The sequence below is a fragment of the Mycolicibacterium chubuense genome, from assembly GCF_001044255.1.
In the GTDB taxonomy this organism is placed as follows: Bacteria; Actinomycetota; Actinomycetes; order Mycobacteriales; family Mycobacteriaceae; genus Mycobacterium; species Mycobacterium chubuense.
This window is the reverse complement of sequence record NZ_JYNX01000058.1, coordinates 52311-68488: the sequence shown is the minus strand read 5'-3', so window position 1 is coordinate 68488 and position 16178 is coordinate 52311. Positions and strand designations below refer to the sequence as shown.

Annotated in this window: 16 protein-coding genes and 2 pseudogenes; 8 read left to right on the top strand and 10 right to left on the bottom strand. The window is 69.7% G+C overall.

Annotation, left to right across the window (positions count from 1 at the left end; genetic code table 11):
* Window positions 1-107: 107 nt before the first annotated feature.
* A complete protein-coding gene (locus tag MCHUDSM44219_RS19090; RefSeq protein WP_048419998.1) occupies window positions 108-851 on the top strand; it encodes a TMEM165/GDT1 family protein in 744 nt (247 codons plus the stop codon).
* Between the two features lie 4 nt (window positions 852-855).
* Here the strand turns inward: MCHUDSM44219_RS19090 and MCHUDSM44219_RS19085 are convergent, their stop codons facing one another.
* The 6 genes from MCHUDSM44219_RS19085 to MCHUDSM44219_RS19060 form a co-directional block, all read right to left on the bottom strand.
* Window positions 856-1095: a hypothetical protein gene (locus MCHUDSM44219_RS19085; protein WP_048419823.1), complete on the bottom strand. Its 240-nt coding sequence runs from the start codon at window positions 1093-1095 to the stop codon at window positions 856-858.
* 129 nt (window positions 1096-1224) lie between these two features.
* Window positions 1225-1524 (bottom strand): hypothetical protein, encoded by a 300-nt coding sequence (locus MCHUDSM44219_RS19080; protein ID WP_048419822.1) that lies wholly within the window; start codon window positions 1522-1524, stop codon window positions 1225-1227.
* 144 nt (window positions 1525-1668) lie between these two features.
* Window positions 1669-3003 carry an MFS transporter gene (locus MCHUDSM44219_RS19075; RefSeq protein WP_048419821.1) on the bottom strand — a complete coding sequence of 445 codons (1335 nt, stop codon included), beginning with the start codon at window positions 3001-3003 and terminating at the stop codon, window positions 1669-1671.
* A gap of 82 nt (window positions 3004-3085) precedes the next feature.
* The gene (locus MCHUDSM44219_RS19070) at window positions 3086-3394 is read right to left on the bottom strand and encodes a hypothetical protein (protein ID WP_048419820.1); all 309 of its coding nucleotides are present in this window, start codon (window positions 3392-3394) and stop codon (window positions 3086-3088) included.
* 105 nt (window positions 3395-3499) lie between these two features.
* Window positions 3500-4510 (bottom strand): cobalamin B12-binding domain-containing protein, encoded by a 1011-nt coding sequence (locus MCHUDSM44219_RS19065; RefSeq protein ID WP_048419819.1) that lies wholly within the window; start codon window positions 4508-4510, stop codon window positions 3500-3502.
* Window positions 4498-5649 carry a PP2C family protein-serine/threonine phosphatase gene (locus MCHUDSM44219_RS19060; protein WP_082162279.1) on the bottom strand — a complete coding sequence of 384 codons (1152 nt, stop codon included), beginning with the start codon at window positions 5647-5649 and terminating at the stop codon, window positions 4498-4500. The genes MCHUDSM44219_RS19065 and MCHUDSM44219_RS19060 overlap by 13 nt, the downstream gene beginning before the upstream one ends.
* Window positions 5650-6426: 777 nt before the next feature.
* Between MCHUDSM44219_RS19060 and mbp1 the strand changes: the two genes are divergently transcribed.
* The 3 genes from mbp1 (at window position 6427) to MCHUDSM44219_RS19040 (ending at window position 8598) form a co-directional block, all read left to right on the top strand.
* The gene (gene mbp1, locus MCHUDSM44219_RS19050) at window positions 6427-6669 is read left to right on the top strand and encodes a microaggregate-binding protein 1 (RefSeq protein ID WP_048419817.1); all 243 of its coding nucleotides are present in this window, start codon (window positions 6427-6429) and stop codon (window positions 6667-6669) included.
* Between the two features lie 75 nt (window positions 6670-6744).
* Window positions 6745-7101, top strand: coding sequence for an STAS domain-containing protein (locus tag MCHUDSM44219_RS19045; protein WP_236695515.1), 357 nt, complete (start codon window positions 6745-6747; stop codon window positions 7099-7101).
* A gap of 477 nt (window positions 7102-7578) precedes the next feature.
* Window positions 7579-8598, top strand: a complete 1020-nt coding sequence (locus MCHUDSM44219_RS19040; RefSeq protein ID WP_236695514.1) for an MmpL3/TtfA transport complex stabilizer — start codon at window positions 7579-7581, stop codon at window positions 8596-8598.
* 6 nt (window positions 8599-8604) lie between these two features.
* Here the strand turns inward: MCHUDSM44219_RS19040 and MCHUDSM44219_RS19035 are convergent, their stop codons facing one another.
* Window positions 8605-9297, bottom strand: a complete 693-nt coding sequence (locus tag MCHUDSM44219_RS19035) for a response regulator (protein WP_048419814.1) — start codon at window positions 9295-9297, stop codon at window positions 8605-8607.
* A complete protein-coding gene (locus tag MCHUDSM44219_RS19030) occupies window positions 9294-10856 on the bottom strand; it encodes a sensor histidine kinase (protein WP_082162278.1) in 1563 nt (520 codons plus the stop codon). The genes MCHUDSM44219_RS19035 and MCHUDSM44219_RS19030 overlap by 4 nt, the downstream gene beginning before the upstream one ends.
* A 106-nt stretch (window positions 10857-10962) precedes the next feature.
* Between MCHUDSM44219_RS19030 and MCHUDSM44219_RS31215 the strand changes: the two are divergent.
* Together MCHUDSM44219_RS31215 and MCHUDSM44219_RS19025 are read left to right on the top strand one after the other, a co-directional pair.
* Window positions 10963-11286 (top strand): annotated as a pseudogene (locus tag MCHUDSM44219_RS31215) (cation:dicarboxylate symporter family transporter); the annotation flags it as partial.
* Window positions 11287-11349: 63 nt separating this feature from the next.
* Window positions 11350-12424 (top strand): annotated as a pseudogene (locus tag MCHUDSM44219_RS19025) (cation:dicarboxylate symporter family transporter); the annotation flags it as partial.
* Window positions 12425-12494: 70 nt separating this feature from the next.
* Here MCHUDSM44219_RS19025 and MCHUDSM44219_RS19020 read toward each other — a convergent pair.
* Both MCHUDSM44219_RS19020 and MCHUDSM44219_RS19015 read right to left on the bottom strand, forming a co-directional pair.
* Window positions 12495-12803 carry a hypothetical protein gene (locus MCHUDSM44219_RS19020; protein WP_048419812.1) on the bottom strand — a complete coding sequence of 103 codons (309 nt, stop codon included), beginning with the start codon at window positions 12801-12803 and terminating at the stop codon, window positions 12495-12497.
* A gap of 98 nt (window positions 12804-12901) precedes the next feature.
* Window positions 12902-14122: a lipid-transfer protein gene (locus tag MCHUDSM44219_RS19015; RefSeq protein WP_048419996.1), complete on the bottom strand. Its 1221-nt coding sequence runs from the start codon at window positions 14120-14122 to the stop codon at window positions 12902-12904.
* Window positions 14123-14225: 103 nt separating this feature from the next.
* Between MCHUDSM44219_RS19015 and MCHUDSM44219_RS19010 the strand changes: the two genes are divergently transcribed.
* Entirely contained in the window at window positions 14226-15272 is a 1047-nt protein-coding gene (locus MCHUDSM44219_RS19010; protein WP_048419811.1) for an NAD(P)H-dependent amine dehydrogenase family protein, read from the top strand.
* A 37-nt stretch (window positions 15273-15309) separates the two neighbouring features.
* On the top strand, window positions 15310-16170 hold the full coding sequence (locus MCHUDSM44219_RS19005; protein ID WP_048419810.1) for a class II glutamine amidotransferase: 861 nt from the start codon (window positions 15310-15312) through the stop codon (window positions 16168-16170).
* Window positions 16171-16178: the final 8 nt, after the last annotated feature.

The window sequence follows — 16178 nt, the reverse complement described above, 5'->3', positions numbered from 1 at the left end:
GAGTCATATCCGGTGGGCGAGACCTTCGGCCGCACAGACCGTTTCGGTTGTCGGCCGGAGGCGTGTACCCACCTCCGAACGGCAGCCACCTGACTGAGGAGTCGCTGGTGATCGCCGCACTGCTGTTGAGCTTCGCCGTGATCTTCGTGGCCGAGCTGGGCGACAAGAGCCAGCTCATGGCGATGATGTTCGCGCTGCGCTACCGCTGGTGGGTGGTGCTGACCGCGATCCTGGCGGCGACCACCGCGGTGCACGTGCTCTCCGTCGCGATCGGGCATTACCTCGGGGCCGCGCTGCCCACCCATCTGCTGGGCCTGCTGGCCGGCGCGATGTTCGTGTTCTTCGGGCTGTGGACGCTGCGCGGGGACTCGCTCAGCGACGAGGAGGCCTCGCGCGCCCAGCGCGCCACCGCGCCCGCGTTCTTCGTCGTCACCTCGGCGTTCATGCTCGCCGAGCTCGGTGACAAGACGATGCTCGCCACCATCACGCTGGCCGCCGACAACAACTGGCTGGGCGTGTGGATCGGTTCCACGATCGGCATGGTCGCCGCCGACGCGCTCGCCATCCTGGTGGGTGCCGTGGCGGGCAAGCACCTCCCGGAGCGGTTCATCCAGATCGCGGCCGCCGCACTGTTCGTGCTCTTCGGCGCGTTCATGGTGATCGAGAACGTCTTCCCCGCCGCTCCAGTACTGCTGGTCGTTGGTTGCGCCCTGGCGATCGTCGCCGTGCTGGGAGCGATCCTCCGTGCGCTGCCCGAGCGGCTGCGGCCTCCCGCGCTGCGGTCGGCGCGCCAGGAGCCGGCCCACGTGTCGGAGCCGGTGTCGCCCGGATCGACGGGCGTGCGGGACTGATTTCTCAGATCGGGGAGACCGAGCGGATCGCGATCTGCTCGGTCTCGCAGTGCCGGCACGTCAACGGGCGAACCTTCAGGCGCACGTTGGCGATTCTCAACGCTCGCTGACACATGGGGTAGGGGCAGCCGCACGACAGCGTGACCCACCACTGCGCCGGATGCGCCAGGGGTCCGCAGAAGCGTCGGCAGGTGCACAGGATGTCGGGCTCGAAATCCAGTTCCGCCAGCGACGGTTCCAGCATTGTGGTCACGGCCCCCAAGGCTAAAGTGAAGGTCGAGACTTGTGCGGGAGGCGCGCGCGGGCAGTTCGTGCGGCGCTGCGGGGCGCGCTGCGGGCGAGGCCCCGCAGGACCCCGCCCGTGCGTCCGCTGCTACAGGCGGATCCAGCGGCCCAGGAACCAGAAGCCCCACCCGTCGCCGTTGCCGGCCGGCAGTGGCCGCACCTGCTGGCCGTTGTACTGGAACGGCTGGTGATCCTGCCGGCCCTGGTCGATACCGCGGTGCTGCCAGTCGCCGTTCGGCTGAGGAGCCGGCTGGCAGGCCGGGGCGCCCGGCCGGTCGCAGGGCCCACCCGGTTCGGCGCCGGCGACCCCAGAACCTGCGGAGAGCAGGCCCGCGAGTGCGATTCCTCCGGCGATCGCCGAGGCGCCCAGCGTACGGGTGAAGGTCATGTGTCGCTCCGTTCTGTGTCGTGCATGGCAGGGCGCCATACGAGCGACGACGTTAAGGACGCGGCTTGGGTGGGCGATGTGCAGAACCTGGGTGCCCGCTTTGCATCCGGTCACGAATCGAATTCAGAACGGCTACAGCATGATTCATGTGCGACCGGTCACATGCGCGGCCGTGTCGCCCGGCAGCCGGACGGTCTCGACGAGCGAGAGCGCCAGCACCCCGCCGAGCACCACGAACGTCCACGAGAAGGAGGTCAGGACCGTCAGCGCCAGAGCGGCCACGGCGATGCCCAGGCCCGCCGCGAGTTCGTGCACCGCGGCGTTGAGGGTGTTCGCATGCGTGAGCTCCTCGCCCTCGACGTCGGCGAAGGCCAGGCTGGCGTAGGCGGTGAAACCGATCGAGCGCAACGCCCCGCTGACGTAGAGGATCAGCACCATCACCGCGACCGGCACCCCCGGCCGCAGCACGGCCAGCATTCCGAACCAGCCCACCGAGACGATCCCGGTGACCAGCAGGACGCGCTTGATGCCCCACCGGCGCATCAGCGGCGTGGTGGCCGGCTTGATGGTCAGATTGCCCAGGAACAACGCGGTGACCATCAGGCCCGCCGCGAACGGCGACCAGCCGAACTCGAGCTGGAACAGCAGCGGCAACAGGAACGGAACGGCGGTGACGACCAGCCGGTACACCGCGCCGCCGGTCACCGAGACCCGCAGCGTCCGCACCCGTAGCACCGCGGGCTGGATGAGAGGCGACGGGCTGCGCCACAGATGCCGGACCGAGATCGCCAGGAGCGCCGACCCTGTCAGCACACCGGTGCCCACCGCCGGCCACGACGTCCCGCTGGCCCGCACCTGTTCCACGGCGATGAGCGTCGCACCGATTCCGGCTCCGAGCAGGAGCAACCCGCGCCAGTCGAAGGGCCGTATCGGCGGGACAGCCGGTTCACCGCGGATCAGCTTGAGCGCCAACAGGAATCCCACCAGTCCGATCGGGATGTTGACGAAAAAAATCCACCGCCAGGACCCCAGCGTGGCGATGGCGCCGCCGAGGGCGGGCGCCACCACGGGCGCGGCGAGGGCCGGCCACGTCAGCAGCGCGATCGCCCGCACGAGGTCGGTCTTGGCGCTGAAACGCAGCACCGCCAGCCTGCCGACGGGGACCATCAGTGCGCCACCGATGCCCTGCGCCACACGCATGCCGACCAGCATCGGCAGCGTCGTGCTCAGCGCACATCCCAGCGAAGCGGCGGTGAATACGACGATCGCGATGAGGAACACCGGACGGATGCCGAACCGGTCGGCCAGCCAACCGCTGCACGGGATCAGCACCGCGACCGTCACCAGATAGGCCGAGATCGCGACGTTGACGTCGACGGGGGCCACCCCGAAAGACGTTGCGATTGCCGGGATCGCAGGCGCGATGATGCTGGCGTCCAGGATTTCCATGAAGAACGCGCCCGCAACGAGCAGTGCCATCCCCCTCGGGAACGCGGGGGATGGCACCGACTGCGTCATGGGCTCCCAACCTAGCCACCGCTCGGCCGGGCCGGCGGCTGGGTCAGCGTGTGCAGTTCAGCGTCACGGTCACCTTCGGCTTCGGGAAGGTGGTGAACACGTTGATGTCGTCGTCGTCGATCGGGATGATCTGCGCCGGACGGGAGAAGCTGTTGACGTTCGTGACCTCGCACTCGTCCAGCGGGCCGCTGCCGATGCGGTTGATCCGCACGTCGGCACCGGAGGCCTTGAGCTGGTTGATGGTCGCCACGGCGTTGCCGCCGGTGTCGGCGCTCGGTGCGGCATACGCCGGCACGGCGAACGCCGCCAGCGCGCCGAAGGGCAGCAGGCCGGCGGCCACGAATGTCTTCATGCGGAAACTCCTTGTGTCGAGGGCTCGTTGAGTGGTCACGATCGATGACACGGGGGTGAGGGCCGTTCGGTTCAACGCGCGCCGGAAAAGGTGAATTCCGTGGTGTCAGAGGGCGTCGGCGAAGTGGGTGTCGACGATGCCTCGGGCGAGGGGATAGCCCTGCAACGCCGCCGAGGCCTTCTCCGCGAGTTCGGCGACGACCGCGACGTCGAATCCGCGGGTGGTGACGACCTCCGCGATCCACGCCGTGGTCTCCGGCACCGGCCGGCTGTCTCCGGTCAGCAGCACCGCCGACACCGCGTGCAGCAGCTGGTTGAGCGCGTCGATGGCGACCTCGGCGTCGGCGCGGTCGGGCAGCGCGCGTGCCGTCACCGACCAGCCGGCCGCGAGGCCCTCGACGATCAGGCGGTGGTCGTGCTCGAGGTTGGCCTGCTCGGCCACGGCGTCCGCCGGCAGCGGCATCGCGGGCGGGACCACGGCGGGCAGATCGGCGACCGCGGCCAGTGCGCCCTGCGCATCTGCTGCCCACGCGGTCGCGCCCAGGGCCTTGGCCCGCACGTCGTCGACGCCGAACGCCGGACCGCCGACCAGGATCGGTACCCCGGCGGCGGTGCTCGCCTCGATGAACCGGCGGGTGGCGGACAGGGAGCCCAGCATCGAGCAGCTCACGGCCACGGCCTCGGGCCCGTAGTCCTGCAGGTACTGGTTCAGCCGTGCCGGGGAGGTCGCCGCACCCATCAGCACGGTGTTCCACCCGTCGCTGCGCAGCGTGCAGTCGATGATCATGGCGGGCAGCGCGTGCCACTCACGTTCGGCGCAGGCGACCAGCACGCGTCCGCGGGTCGGGGCGGCGCGCCGCACGTGACGGCTCACCGCCTTGGTCGCGGCCACGGCCATCGCGGTGGCCGCGTGCTCCTCGGCGACGGTCCACTCGCCGCGCTGCCAGCGCTCGCCGTTGTCCCGCTGGACCGCGGCGATCACGTCGGTCAGGACCGTCACCGGATCCATTCCGTCGTCCAACAGGCGCGTCATCAGCGACTGGACGGCCTTGGTGTCCCGGGATGCGACGGCGCGCACGTAGTCCTGCACGCGATCGCCGTCGGCTAGCTTCCGCATGTCACCGCCAGCATCGCGATGTCGTCGTGCGGCCGGCCGTCGACGTATTCGACGACGTGCTGTTCCACCGCCTCGCAGATCACGTCGGGCGCCGCCCCGGCGAAGGCCGGCAGCAGCGCGAGCAGCCGGTCGACCCCGAACAGCCCCTGCGCGCCGTGCGCTTCGTCGACGCCGTCGGTGAACATCAGCATCGTGTCGCCGCGGTGCAGGCGCAGCGAGATCGTGCGGTACTCGATGCCGGGGACCATCCCGCAGGCCGCGCCGAAGATCTCCAGGTGCTCGACATGCCCGTCGGCGCGCAACAGGATCGGGGCCGGATGCCCCGCCGTGGCCAGCTCCACGTCGGCGTGGGCGCCGTCGGCAGCGACGTTCACACGCGCGCACAGCACCGTGACGAACTGGTCCGTACCGGCCTCGTAGAGCACGCTGTTGAGCGCTCGCAGGAGCGCGGCGGGGTGGCGGTCGAAATGCGCTGCGGTGCGGATGCTCTGGCGGGTGCGCCCAGTCGCGGCCGCGGCGACGACACCCTTGCCGCAGACGTCGCCGAGGGTGATGAGCCAGTCCCGGTCCGAGCCGAGCACGTCGTAGAAGTCGCCACCGAGGTCGATGTGCTCGGCGGCGGGGCGGTACCGGGCAGCGAGCCGCAGGTGCTCGACATCCGGCAGCGACGGCGGCCGCAGTGCCCCGCTGAGCACCGTGGCGATCTGCCCGCGCTCCTCGTAGAGGCGCGCGGAGTCCAGCGCGATGGCGGCGCGGGACGCCAGCCGGGTGGCGAACTCGATGTCCTCGGCGTCGAAACCGCCGCGCCGGGCCAGCAGCAGCGCGCCCAGAGTGGCGCCCCGCGCGTTGAGGCCGACGGCCAGCAGCTGCTCCAGACCGAGCGCGAGCAGTTCCCCGCGCAGCAGCGGTTGCGGCAGGATGCCGGCCAGGGCCGGATCGCGGGCGTCGGTGGTGACGTCCGTGTTGCCGGTGCGCAGCAGCCGGTCCAGCCGGGTGCCGGCGATCGTCGCGAGCGGAACGGTCGCGGTGAACCCGACCGCTTCGCCGCCCTGCAGGCGCAGCACACCCGTGCGCGCGTCGGGCAGTGCCAGCACCGCCCAGTCGGCGAGCTCGGGCTTGAGCAGCGTGAGCAATCGCATCGCTGTGCGTCGGGGATTCAACGAACCGGCCAGGCCGCTCTCGACCTCTTCCGCCAGTTGTATGCGCGTACGGACTGCCCACCTCCGGTTCGCTCGCCGCCGCCAGACCACCCTCACGGTAGCCCCCGCAGACGAAGGTTTGCGCGGGTCGACGAGGTTGGCACGCGCACTCGCCCCGGCACTCCGATAGCCTGTACCGGTCGTCGCTCCCGACGCCGCATCTTCTCAGGTTCAGACTGCAGCCTTCCGACATACCCGGCCCTCCGCGGGCCGGGACGAGACGAGGCTCTCCGACGTGCAGCAATTCACCGAACACCAGGTCGACGGCGTTGTCGTCGTCGCCGCCTCCGGTGCCGTCGACATGCTGACCGCTCCCACACTGCAGGACGTGATGACGGCGGCGGCAGACCGCCGGCCGACCGGCCTGATCCTGGACATGACCGAGGCGGTCACGTCGGCGGGTACCGGGGTGTCGGAGTTCATCGTCAGTTCCGCCCGCACCCCGTCGCGGGTGCCGCCGCTGATCGACGCCACCTGCACCCCGACGTTGTCCGCCAGCCACAGCGNGATCTCGTCCTGACCGAGATCGCTTCGTCATGCGCCGGCGCGAGCTGTTGAAGGGACCATCGCCTCTCTCGAGGTCGCGTTGAAGAACTTCGCGGATTGAATGTTTGGGGATTCGCGGGACCGGGAACAGTCGCAACGCTGAGCGGCCGGGCCGCTCCCCGGAACGGCGGGCGTCGTCCCCGGGCGGAACACTGCAGAGGGAGCGCTCCCGTGGGTGACAACAATTCCGGTCCCGAAGAAGCCGTCAAGGGTGTCGTCGAAGGCGTCAAGGGCAAGGCCAAAGAGGTTGTCGGTGTGGTGACCGGCCGCGACGATCTGAAGCGCGAGGGCGAGGCTCAGCAGGACAAGGCCGACGCCCAGCGGGAGGCCGCGCAGAAGGAAGCCGAGGCCGAGAAGGCCCGCGCCGAAGCGAAGGCCAATGAGGCACGACAGAAGGCGGCCGAGCAGTCGTAGACTCGGCGCCGTGATCTCCGTGCCATGACCGTCACGTCCATCCGCAGCAGGTCAGCCGACAGTCGAAGCTTTTGCGTGGCTTCGACGTCGCTGACTGTTGCGTGCCGGACGCGGGGTCGGGGGCGGGACAAGGAGGCGACGGTCGCGGTCGCTGGTGAGGTGGACGCGGCCAACGCCAAGCACTTCGCGCATGCGGTCCGGGAGGCCGCAGGCGCCTCCCGGACGGTGGTCGTCGACCTGACCGACGTGCCGTTCATGGCGTTCGACGGCGCGTCGGCGCTGTACGCCATCAGCGCCCATTTCTCCCGCGAGGACGTCGCCTGGTGCGTCGTCGGAAGCCCGGCGGTGTCCCGCGTTCTGCAGCTCTGCGACCCCGAAGGTCTGATTCCGCAGGCGGTGGTTCCGACGCTCAGGGGCGTCGAGCCGGCCTGACCCCCGCGTCGGGGAGCGGTTCCAGCGAATTCCGCACGCCGCGGAGGGTGTCCGCGCGCCCACTTTGCTGGTGTGTCGTGGTGTGATTTGGCGCTCACTTTTGCCGTCAAACATAAGAATGCGTGTTTCGGCCGATTTCGTCACACGTTCGCCAGGCAGTTGCGGATCAGTCGACACGCGCTGTTCACCGCCGGTTTCCTCGTTGCCATCTGGAGATAACAACTGGATAACGAAGAGAATCCTAAGCATGTCCTGAGAGTCCGTGCCCGCCGGAGGCAGGTGGGGACCTTTGGCACCTCTGACCTTGATTTTCCGTCGTTAGACTCGGCTCAGACCGCGCCCGAGAGGGTTGCTGACAGACGAAATCGATCCCGGGGATGTTGTTCCCGGCGGAGGTGAGTTCTACAGATGGCTAACTTTGCGATGCCCACGGGGCGGATGCGTCAGGACAGCGCGAGTGTGTCCGGTGAGGTTGCTGTGACCGACGATGCCCTCGTGGACGCTGTGGCGGCCGACGTGGTGCTCGAGCGGGAGATCGCCGTGGGTCACGGTCCGGTCGGCGACCTCGCCGCGGGATGCGGCGCCGTCGCCGTCGCCGCCCCGGCCGACGACACCGTCACCCTTCTCGATCCGGCCACCCTCGCCGAGCGCGCCGTCGTGGCCCTCGGGGGCGAGCCGACGGCCGTCGTGGTCTCCGACGACCGCGCCTACGTCAGCATCGCGTCGGCCAACCAGGACGCCGTCGCCGTGGTGGACCTCGAGGCCGGACGGGTGACCGCGACGTTCCCGGTGGCCTCCGGAGTCACCGCACTGACCGTCAGCCCCGACGGCAAGCGCGTCTACGCGGGCCGCACCAGCGGTGACCACGTCGAGGTGACCGTCATCGACATCACGGCCGAGCGCGCCGGAACCATCGACATCGGACGGGGCCCGGCGGCCAACATCGATGCCCTGGCGATGGATCCTCGTGGCCGTCGGCTCTTCGTGGCCGTGACCGACGACCGCGGCAGCCGGCTGATCGTCGTCGACGCCGAGACCACCCGAGTGCAGCGCGTCGTGCCGGTCGGATCCCCGCTTCGTGACCTCGCGTGCGCGGGCGACACCCTGTACGCGCTGACCTCCGACCGTGCCGTCGGTGGTGCTGTGCACGTCATCGACCTGTCCGTCGCCACCGTGACCGACACGGTGGTCGTCGGCGGTGCCCCCACGCAGCTGGTGCTCAGCCCCGACGAGACGCGCGCCTACGTCGTCGATTACGACCGCGTGATCGTCGTGTGCACGGTGAGCCTCGAGATCATCGACGCCCTGACGGTCGCCGCGCGGCCGTCGTGTGTGGCGCCGTCGGCCGACGGCAGCCGGCTCTTCATCGCCGACTACTCCGGGTGCCTCAGCGTGTTCTCGGTCGAGTCGACGATCGGCATCCTGTACTCGCAGTTGCTCGCGACCGACCCGATCGCGCTGGCCGTCCCGCGGTCGCGCCAGCCCGTCACGGTCTAGGGGCGCTCAGCGCCACTGGTAGCGGGTCTTCGGCCGCCCGGCCTTGCCGTAGTCGGTGTTCCGTCGCACCGTGCCCTCGTCGGCGAGGCGCTCCAGATAGCGCCACGCCGTCACCCGGGACACCCCGATCTGCTTGGCGACGTCGTCGGCGGTGACTCCACTGTCGCCGGAATCCCTGACTGCCCTGGCGATTTCGTCGTTGGTGCCGGGCGCGACGCCCTTCGGGGCGCTGGTGCGGTCCGGCCCGATCCGCAATTCGGCCAGTGCCCGGTCGACCTCGGCCTGGCTGGCTGCGTCCGTGCCGGCGGGCAGCGCCTCGCGGTAGCGGGCGTACCGCTCGAGGCGGTCGCGGAACGCGGCGAACGTGAACGGCTTGAGCAGATAGGCCAGCGCACCGTGGCCGACGGCCGCGCGGACCATCTCCAGGTCGCGCTCCGAGGTGATCGTGATGATGTCGGGAGCCGGCCGCAGACCCGACAGCGCCGAGGCCAGTGCGATCCCGTTGGCGTCGGGGAGCCCGATGTCGAGCAGCACCAGGTCGATCGGGTCGTCCGACGCCGCCGCCTCCGAGGCCGCCCGCATCGCGTCGCGCGCGGTGTGCGCCACCGCAGCGACCGAAAAGCCCTGCAGGCGGCCCAGATACGTCTGATGCGCGTCGGCGATCAGCGGCTCGTCCTCGACGATGAGCACCCGGATCACGCGGACGCCACCGTCACCGTCACCACCGAGCCGTACGACACGTCGGCGGTGAGCTGACCGCCGTGCCGCTTGACCACCTGGGCCACCAGCGCCAGCCCCAGACCGTGCTGCTCGGCGTCGCTGCCCGACTTCGTCGAGTATCCGCGCCGCATCGCCTTCTCGAACGTCGTGGGGTCCATGCCTTCTCCACTGTCGGCCACCCGGATGAGCAGTCGGGCGTCGCTCTGGTTCACCGTCACCTCCACCCACGGATCGGTCTTGTCGCAGGCGTCCATCGCGTTGTCGATCAGGTTGCCGAGCACGGTGACCATCTCCGAACCGCTGAGCACGTGCCCGTCCCCGGCAGGCAGGTGGGTCTCCTCGGTGACGGTCAGCTCGATACCGCGCTCGTCGGCCTGCGCCGTCTTGCCCAGAAGCAGTGCCACGAGCGCCGGCTCGCCGACCGCGGTGGACAGCCGATCGACGAGTTGTTGGGACAGTTCGAGTTCCGCCGTCGCGAACCGGACCGCCTCGTCGGCGCGCCCCATCTCGACCATCGTCACGATGGTGTGCAACTTGTTGGCCGCCTCGTGCGCCTGGGACCGCAGTGAGTCGGTGAGCACCTTCAAGGAGTTCAATTCGCCCAGCGCGCCCTGCAATTCGGTGCGGTCGCGGATCGTCACCACCTCCGACGACCGCCCGGCCGACGGCACCGGGGAGCGGTTGACCACCAGCACCCGGTCGTCGGTGACGTGCACCTCGTCGCGGGCGCCGGGGGCGAAGGACCGCAGGAACTCCGGCAGATCCGCGCGGTCGACATCGCCGGCCGGCAGCGAGAGCAGCCGGCGCGCCTCGTCGTTGACCAGGGCCACGCCGTCGCGGTCGAGCACGATCAGCCCCTCGGACACCGAGTGCAGGATCGCGTCGTGGTGGTCGTACATCACCCGCAGCTCCTCGGGCCGCAACCCGCGGGTCTGCCGCAGCAGCCGGCGGCGGATACCCCACACCCCGACCAGCGACACCGCCAGCGCGCCCGCGCCGACGGTCGCGATCAACGGCCACTGCGAGCGCCACCGCTCGGCCAGGCTCTTCTGCAGGATGCCTGCGGCCACCAGGCCGACGATCCGACCCGACGCATCGCGCACCGGCGCCACCGCACGGATCGACGGTCCCAGCGTGCCGGTGTAGGTCTCGGTGAACGTCTCGCCGCGCAGCGCCGGCTCGATGGTGCCCAGATAAGCGCCGCCGATCTGGGACGGGTCGGTGTGGGTGAACCGTGTCCGGTCCGGCGCCATGATCGTGATGAACGCGATGTCGGTGTGCGTGCGCACCGTTTCGGTGACGGGCTGCAGGATCTCGGTGGCCCGGCCCGATTCGATCGCGGCCGCGGTCGACGGGGCGTCGGCCAGCGACGTGGCGATGCCGACCACCTGCTCCCTGGCCGCGGCGTCGCCGTCGCGGCGGGCGTCGACCAGCGCGAGCACGCTGCCGGCCGCGACGATCAACGCGATCACGAGCACCTGCAGCACGATCGCCTGGCCGGCCAGGGACCGCGGCCACGCCGCCCGCATCCGTCCCATCGCGCCGCGCCTCCTCTGAACGAAATGCACTAAAACGTGACCTGGCTCACGCGCTCACCGACCATCCTTTCAGACCACTTCGCGACATCGACTCTGGAGGAAGCACATGACCACCACCACGGACAGGCCGGCTCACGAGCCACGGCCGGCCGACGCGCCCAAGCGGCGCGACCGCACCCACTGGCTCTACATCGCGGTCATCGTCGCGGTGCTCGCCGGTGTCGGGGTCGGCATCCTCGCACCCGAGGTGGGCAAGAGCGTCGGCGTACTCGGCACGATGTTCGTGGCGCTGATCAAGATGATGATCGCGCCGGTCATCTTCTGCACGATCGTGCTGGGCATCGGATCGGTGCGGAAGGCGGCCACCGTCGGCAAGGTCGGCGGGCTGGCGTTCGTGTACTTCCTCGTGATGTCGACATTCGCGCTGGCGNACCGTCGGCAAGGTCGGCGGGCTGGCGTTCGTGTACTTCCTCGTGATGTCGACATTCGCGCTGGCGATCGGCCTGGTGGTCGGCAACCTGCTGCATCCGGGAACGGGACTGCACCTGTCCGAGAGCGCCGCGGGCAAGGGCGCGGAGCTGGCCGACAAGGCGCACGAGGCCGGCGGCCTGATGGACTTCGTGCAGGGCATCATCCCGACGTCGCTGTTCTCCGCGCTGACCGAAGGCAGCGTGCTGCAGGCCCTGTTCGTCGCGCTGCTCGTCGGCTTCGCGATTCAGGGCCTCGGCCGCGCCGGTGAGCCGATCCTACGCGGCGTCGAGCACCTGCAGAAGCTGGTGTTCAAGGTGCTGGTGATGATCCTCTGGCTGGCCCCGATCGGCGCCTTCGGGGCGATCGCCAACGTCGTCGGGCAGACCGGCTGGGCCGCGGTGGGACAGCTGCTGACGCTGATGGTCGGCTTCTACATCACCTGCGCGATCTTCGTCTTCGGTGTGCTCGGTGCGCTGCTGCGGGTGGTGTCCGGGGTGTCGATCTTCAAGCTGGTGCGCTACCTGGCCCGCGAATACCTCCTGATCGTGTCGACCTCGTCGTCGGAATCGGCGCTGCCCCGGCTGATCGCCAAGATGGAGCACCTCGGCGTCGACCGCTCGACCGTCGGCGTGGTCGTGCCCACCGGCTACTCGTTCAACCTGGACGGCACCGCGATCTACCTGACCATGGCCTCGCTGTTCATCGCCGGCGCGCTGGGTGACCCGCTGTCGCTGTCCGAGCAGATCGGCCTGCTGGTGTTCATGATCGTCGCCTCGAAGGGTGCGGCCGGTGTGACCGGTGCGGGCCTGGCGACCCTGGCGGGCGGTCTGCAGGCCCACCGGCCGGACCTGCTCGACGGCGTCGGACTGATCGTCGGCATCGACCGCTTCATGTCCGAGGCGCGTGCGGTCACCAACTTCTCGGGCAACGCGGTGGCCACGCTGCTGGTCGGGTCGTGGACGCACACGGTGGACAAGGCCAAGGTGTCCGCGGTGCTGGCCGGACGGGATCCGTTCGACGAGCTGACCATGCTCGACGACGACCACGGCTCGCGCGTTCAGGAGCCGCAGCAGGAGAAGGTCCCTGCCGCGGTGTAGAGCGCGCAGGAAAGTCCCGGCCGGATCCCCTCCGGCCGGGACTTTTCTTCGTGGGTGAGCGGCCGCGGGCTCAGTGCGAGCAGTCCAGCGAGACCGAGATCGACTGGTGCACCACCACATCGATGACGTCGACGTCGCGCGAGCGGCCGTGCCGGTCCACCACGCGCACCGGTTGGGTGACCTGCTGCGGATTGCGCACGCTCAGCACCGTGCAGTTCTCGAGCGGGGCGCTGCCGACGCGGTCGATGTTGACCGTGTAGCCCGCGCTGCGCAGTTGTTCGATCACGATCAACGGGTTCTGGTCCTCGGCGGCCGCCTGGCCCGCCGGGCTCAGCGCGACCCCGAGTGCCGCCGCCACCGCCATCCATGCCCATCGCATGGTCTACCTCCGTCACCCCGGCCCCTGCTGGTGATATCGCTTACGGGAGGTGACACGTTTCGCGAGCCGTGCGGGTTCACCGTGCCCGGCGAAAACCCCTAGCGCTCGGCGCGCTGGTAGGCCGTCACCACCGCCGCTCCGCCCAGTCCGATGTTGTGCTGCAGCGCGGCGGTGACGCCGTCGACCTGACGCTTGTCCGCGTCACCGCGCAACTGCCACGTCAACTCGCTGGACTGCGCGAGCCCCGTCGCACCCAGCGGATGGCCCTTGGAGATCAGCCCGCCCGACGGGTTGACCACCCAGCGTCCGCCGTAGGTGGTGTCCTCGTCGTCGATCAGCTTGGGCGCCTCGCCGGGCCCGCACAGTCCGAGGGCCTCGTACAGCAGCAGCTCGTTGGCCGAGAAGCAGTCGTGCAGTTCGATCACCTGGAAATCCTGCGGGCCCAGCCCCGACTGCTCGTAGACCTTCTGCGCCGCTTGCACATTCATGTCGTAACCGATGATGTTGGCCGCGCTGCCGTCGAACGTCGACGCGAAGTCGGTGGTCATCGCCTGCCCGACGATCTCGACCGCGCGGCCGGCCAGGTCGTGCCGCTCCACGTAGTCCTCACTGGCCAGCACCACGGCCGCCGATCCGTCCGACGTCGGCGAGCACTGCAGCTTGGTCAGCGGGTCGGAGATCATCTTCGCCGCCAGGATGTCGTCGAGGCTGTACTCGTCTTGGAACTGGGCGTACGGATTGTTGACCGAATGCTTGTGGTTCTTGTAACCGATCTTCGCGAAATGCTCGGCGGTGCTGCCGTACCTGCGCATGTGCTCGCGACCGGCCGCGCCGAACATCCACGGCGCCACCGGGAACTGCATGGTGTCGATCTCGTTGAGCGCCAGGATGTGTCGCTTCATCGGCGATTCCCGGTCGTCGGCACCGCCCCCGAGCGAGCCGGGCTGCATCTTCTCGAAGCCCAGCGCCAGCACGCAGTCGGCGAGCCCGCCGCGAATCGATTGCGCGGCCAGATACAGCGCGGTGGATCCGGTCGAGCAATTGTTGTTCACGTTGACGATCGGGATCCCCGTCATCCCCAACTCGTAGAGGGCTCGCTGGCCCGATGTCGAGTCCCCCGAGCAGTAGCCGACGTAGCCCTGCTCGATCTCGGTGTAGGTGACCCCGGCGTCCTCGAGCGCCTTGGTGCCGGACTCCCGCGCCATGTCGGGGTAGTCCCAGCCCTCGCGGCCGGATTCATGGTCCGCTCCGCGAGCTGCGCGTCCGCCCGGCTTCTCGAACTTCGTCATTCCCACGCCGACGACGAACACTCGGTTCATCTCTGCCATCCCTTCGTCAATCGCGCCCGACCCGCCGTGCGCTGGTGTACACCTGAAGGTAGAACACGTTCTAGTTTCGATCCAGCGAACGCGAGGAGGCGACATGGCGCTGCGCGTCGTGCAGTGGGCGACCGGCGGCGTCGGGGTCGCCGCGATCAAGGGCGTGCTCGAGCACCCCGAGCTCGAACTCGCCGGGTGCTGGGTGCATTCGGCGGCCAAAGCCGGCCGCGACGTCGGTGAGTTGATCGGCACCGGACCCCTCGGCGTCACCGCCACCGACAGCATCGACGAGATCCTCGCCCTCGACGCCGACGCGGTCGTCTACTCGCCGCTGATCGCGAACCCCGAGGAGGTCATCGCGCTGCTGCGGTCCGGCAAGAACGTCGTCACCCCGGTCGGCTGGCTCTATCCCAGTGAGCGCAGTGGCGCCCCGCTGCGGGAGGCGGCCCTGGCCGGCAACGCGACCCTGCACGGCACCGGCATCGCCCCGGGCGGCATCAGCGAGAAGTTCCCGCTGATGCTCTCGGCGATGGCGACGGGCGTGACCTTCGTTCGCGCGGAGGAGTTCTCCGATCTGCGCACCTACGAGGCGCCGGACGTGCTGCGTCACGTGATGGGGTTCGGTGAGACGCCCGACAAGGCCCTGACGGGCCCGATGCAGAAGATGCTCGACGCCGGGTTCATCCAGGCCGTCCGGATGTGCGTCGACCAGCTCGGGTTCCATGCCGACCCCAGGGTGCGGGCCACCCAGGAGATCGCGGTGGCCACGGCCACCATCGACTCCCCGATGGGGCCGATCGAGCCGGGGCAGGTCGCCGGACGGAAGTTCCATTGGGAGGCGCTGGTCGACGGTGAGCCGGTGGTGCGAGTGACGGTCAACTGGCTGATGGGGGAGGAGCATCTCGACCCCGCGTGGTCGTTCGGCCCGGCGGGGCAGCGCTACGAGATGGAGGTGCGCGGCAACCCCGATTTCACCGTGTCGGTGACGGGCTTCCAGTCCGAGGTCGGCGGCGAAGGACCGGAGTACGGCGTGGTCGGTACGGCCGCGCACTGCGTGAACTCGGTGCCGGCGGTGTGTGCGGCGCCGCCGGGGATCGCCACCTACCTGGATCTCCCGCTGATCAGCGGCAGGGCGGCGCCCGGGCTGTAGGTGACTACCATCGCGGTATGCCCGGAGCCGCGCGCTGATGTGCCGACTGTTCGGGTTGCACGCCGGCACCCCGGTGCCGGCGACGTTCTGGTTGCTCGATGCGCCCGACAGCCTGGCCGAGCAGAGCCGGCGCAACCCCGACGGCACCGGGCTCGGATACTTCGACGCGACCGGCCGGCCGATGGTCGACAAGCAGCCCCTGGCCGCCTGGGAGGACGCGGAGTTCGCCCGGGAGGCCCGTGAGGTGACGGCGACGACCGTCCTCGCCCACGTGCGCTACGCCTCCACCGGTGGCCCCGACGCGGCCAACACCCACCCGTTCCTGCAGGATGGCCGGCTCTTCGCCCACAACGGTGTGGTCGAGGACCTCGATGTGCTCGACGCCCGGCTGGCCGAGCTGCAGGTCATCGATCTTGTTGCGGGACAGACCGATTCGGAACGAGTATTCGCGCTCATCACCGCCTCGGTGCGCATCCGCGGCGGCGACGTCGGCGCCGGCCTGCTCGACGCCCTGAACTGGCTCGCCGCCCACGTGGGCGTCTACGCGCTGAACATCCTGCTGTGCACCGCGACCGACATGTGGGCGCTGCGCTATCCCGACACCCACGACCTGTTCGTCCTCGACCGTCGCCGGCCCGCACGGCATGCACCGTTCGAGTTGCGCAGCAGCAGGATTCGCAGCCGGGCCGCGCGCCTCGACGATGCGCCGTCGGTGGTGTTCGCGACCGAACGGATGGATGACGACCCGGCCTGGCGCCCGTTGTGCGACGGCGAACTCGTCCACGTCGGACCCGGCCTCGACATCACCTGCGCCACCGGCGTGGTGGCAGCACCGGCACACCGCCTGACGGCGGCGGACTTGAACGCGGTCGCGGTGGCGAGCCAGAGCGCCGGCTGAGGGAAGGG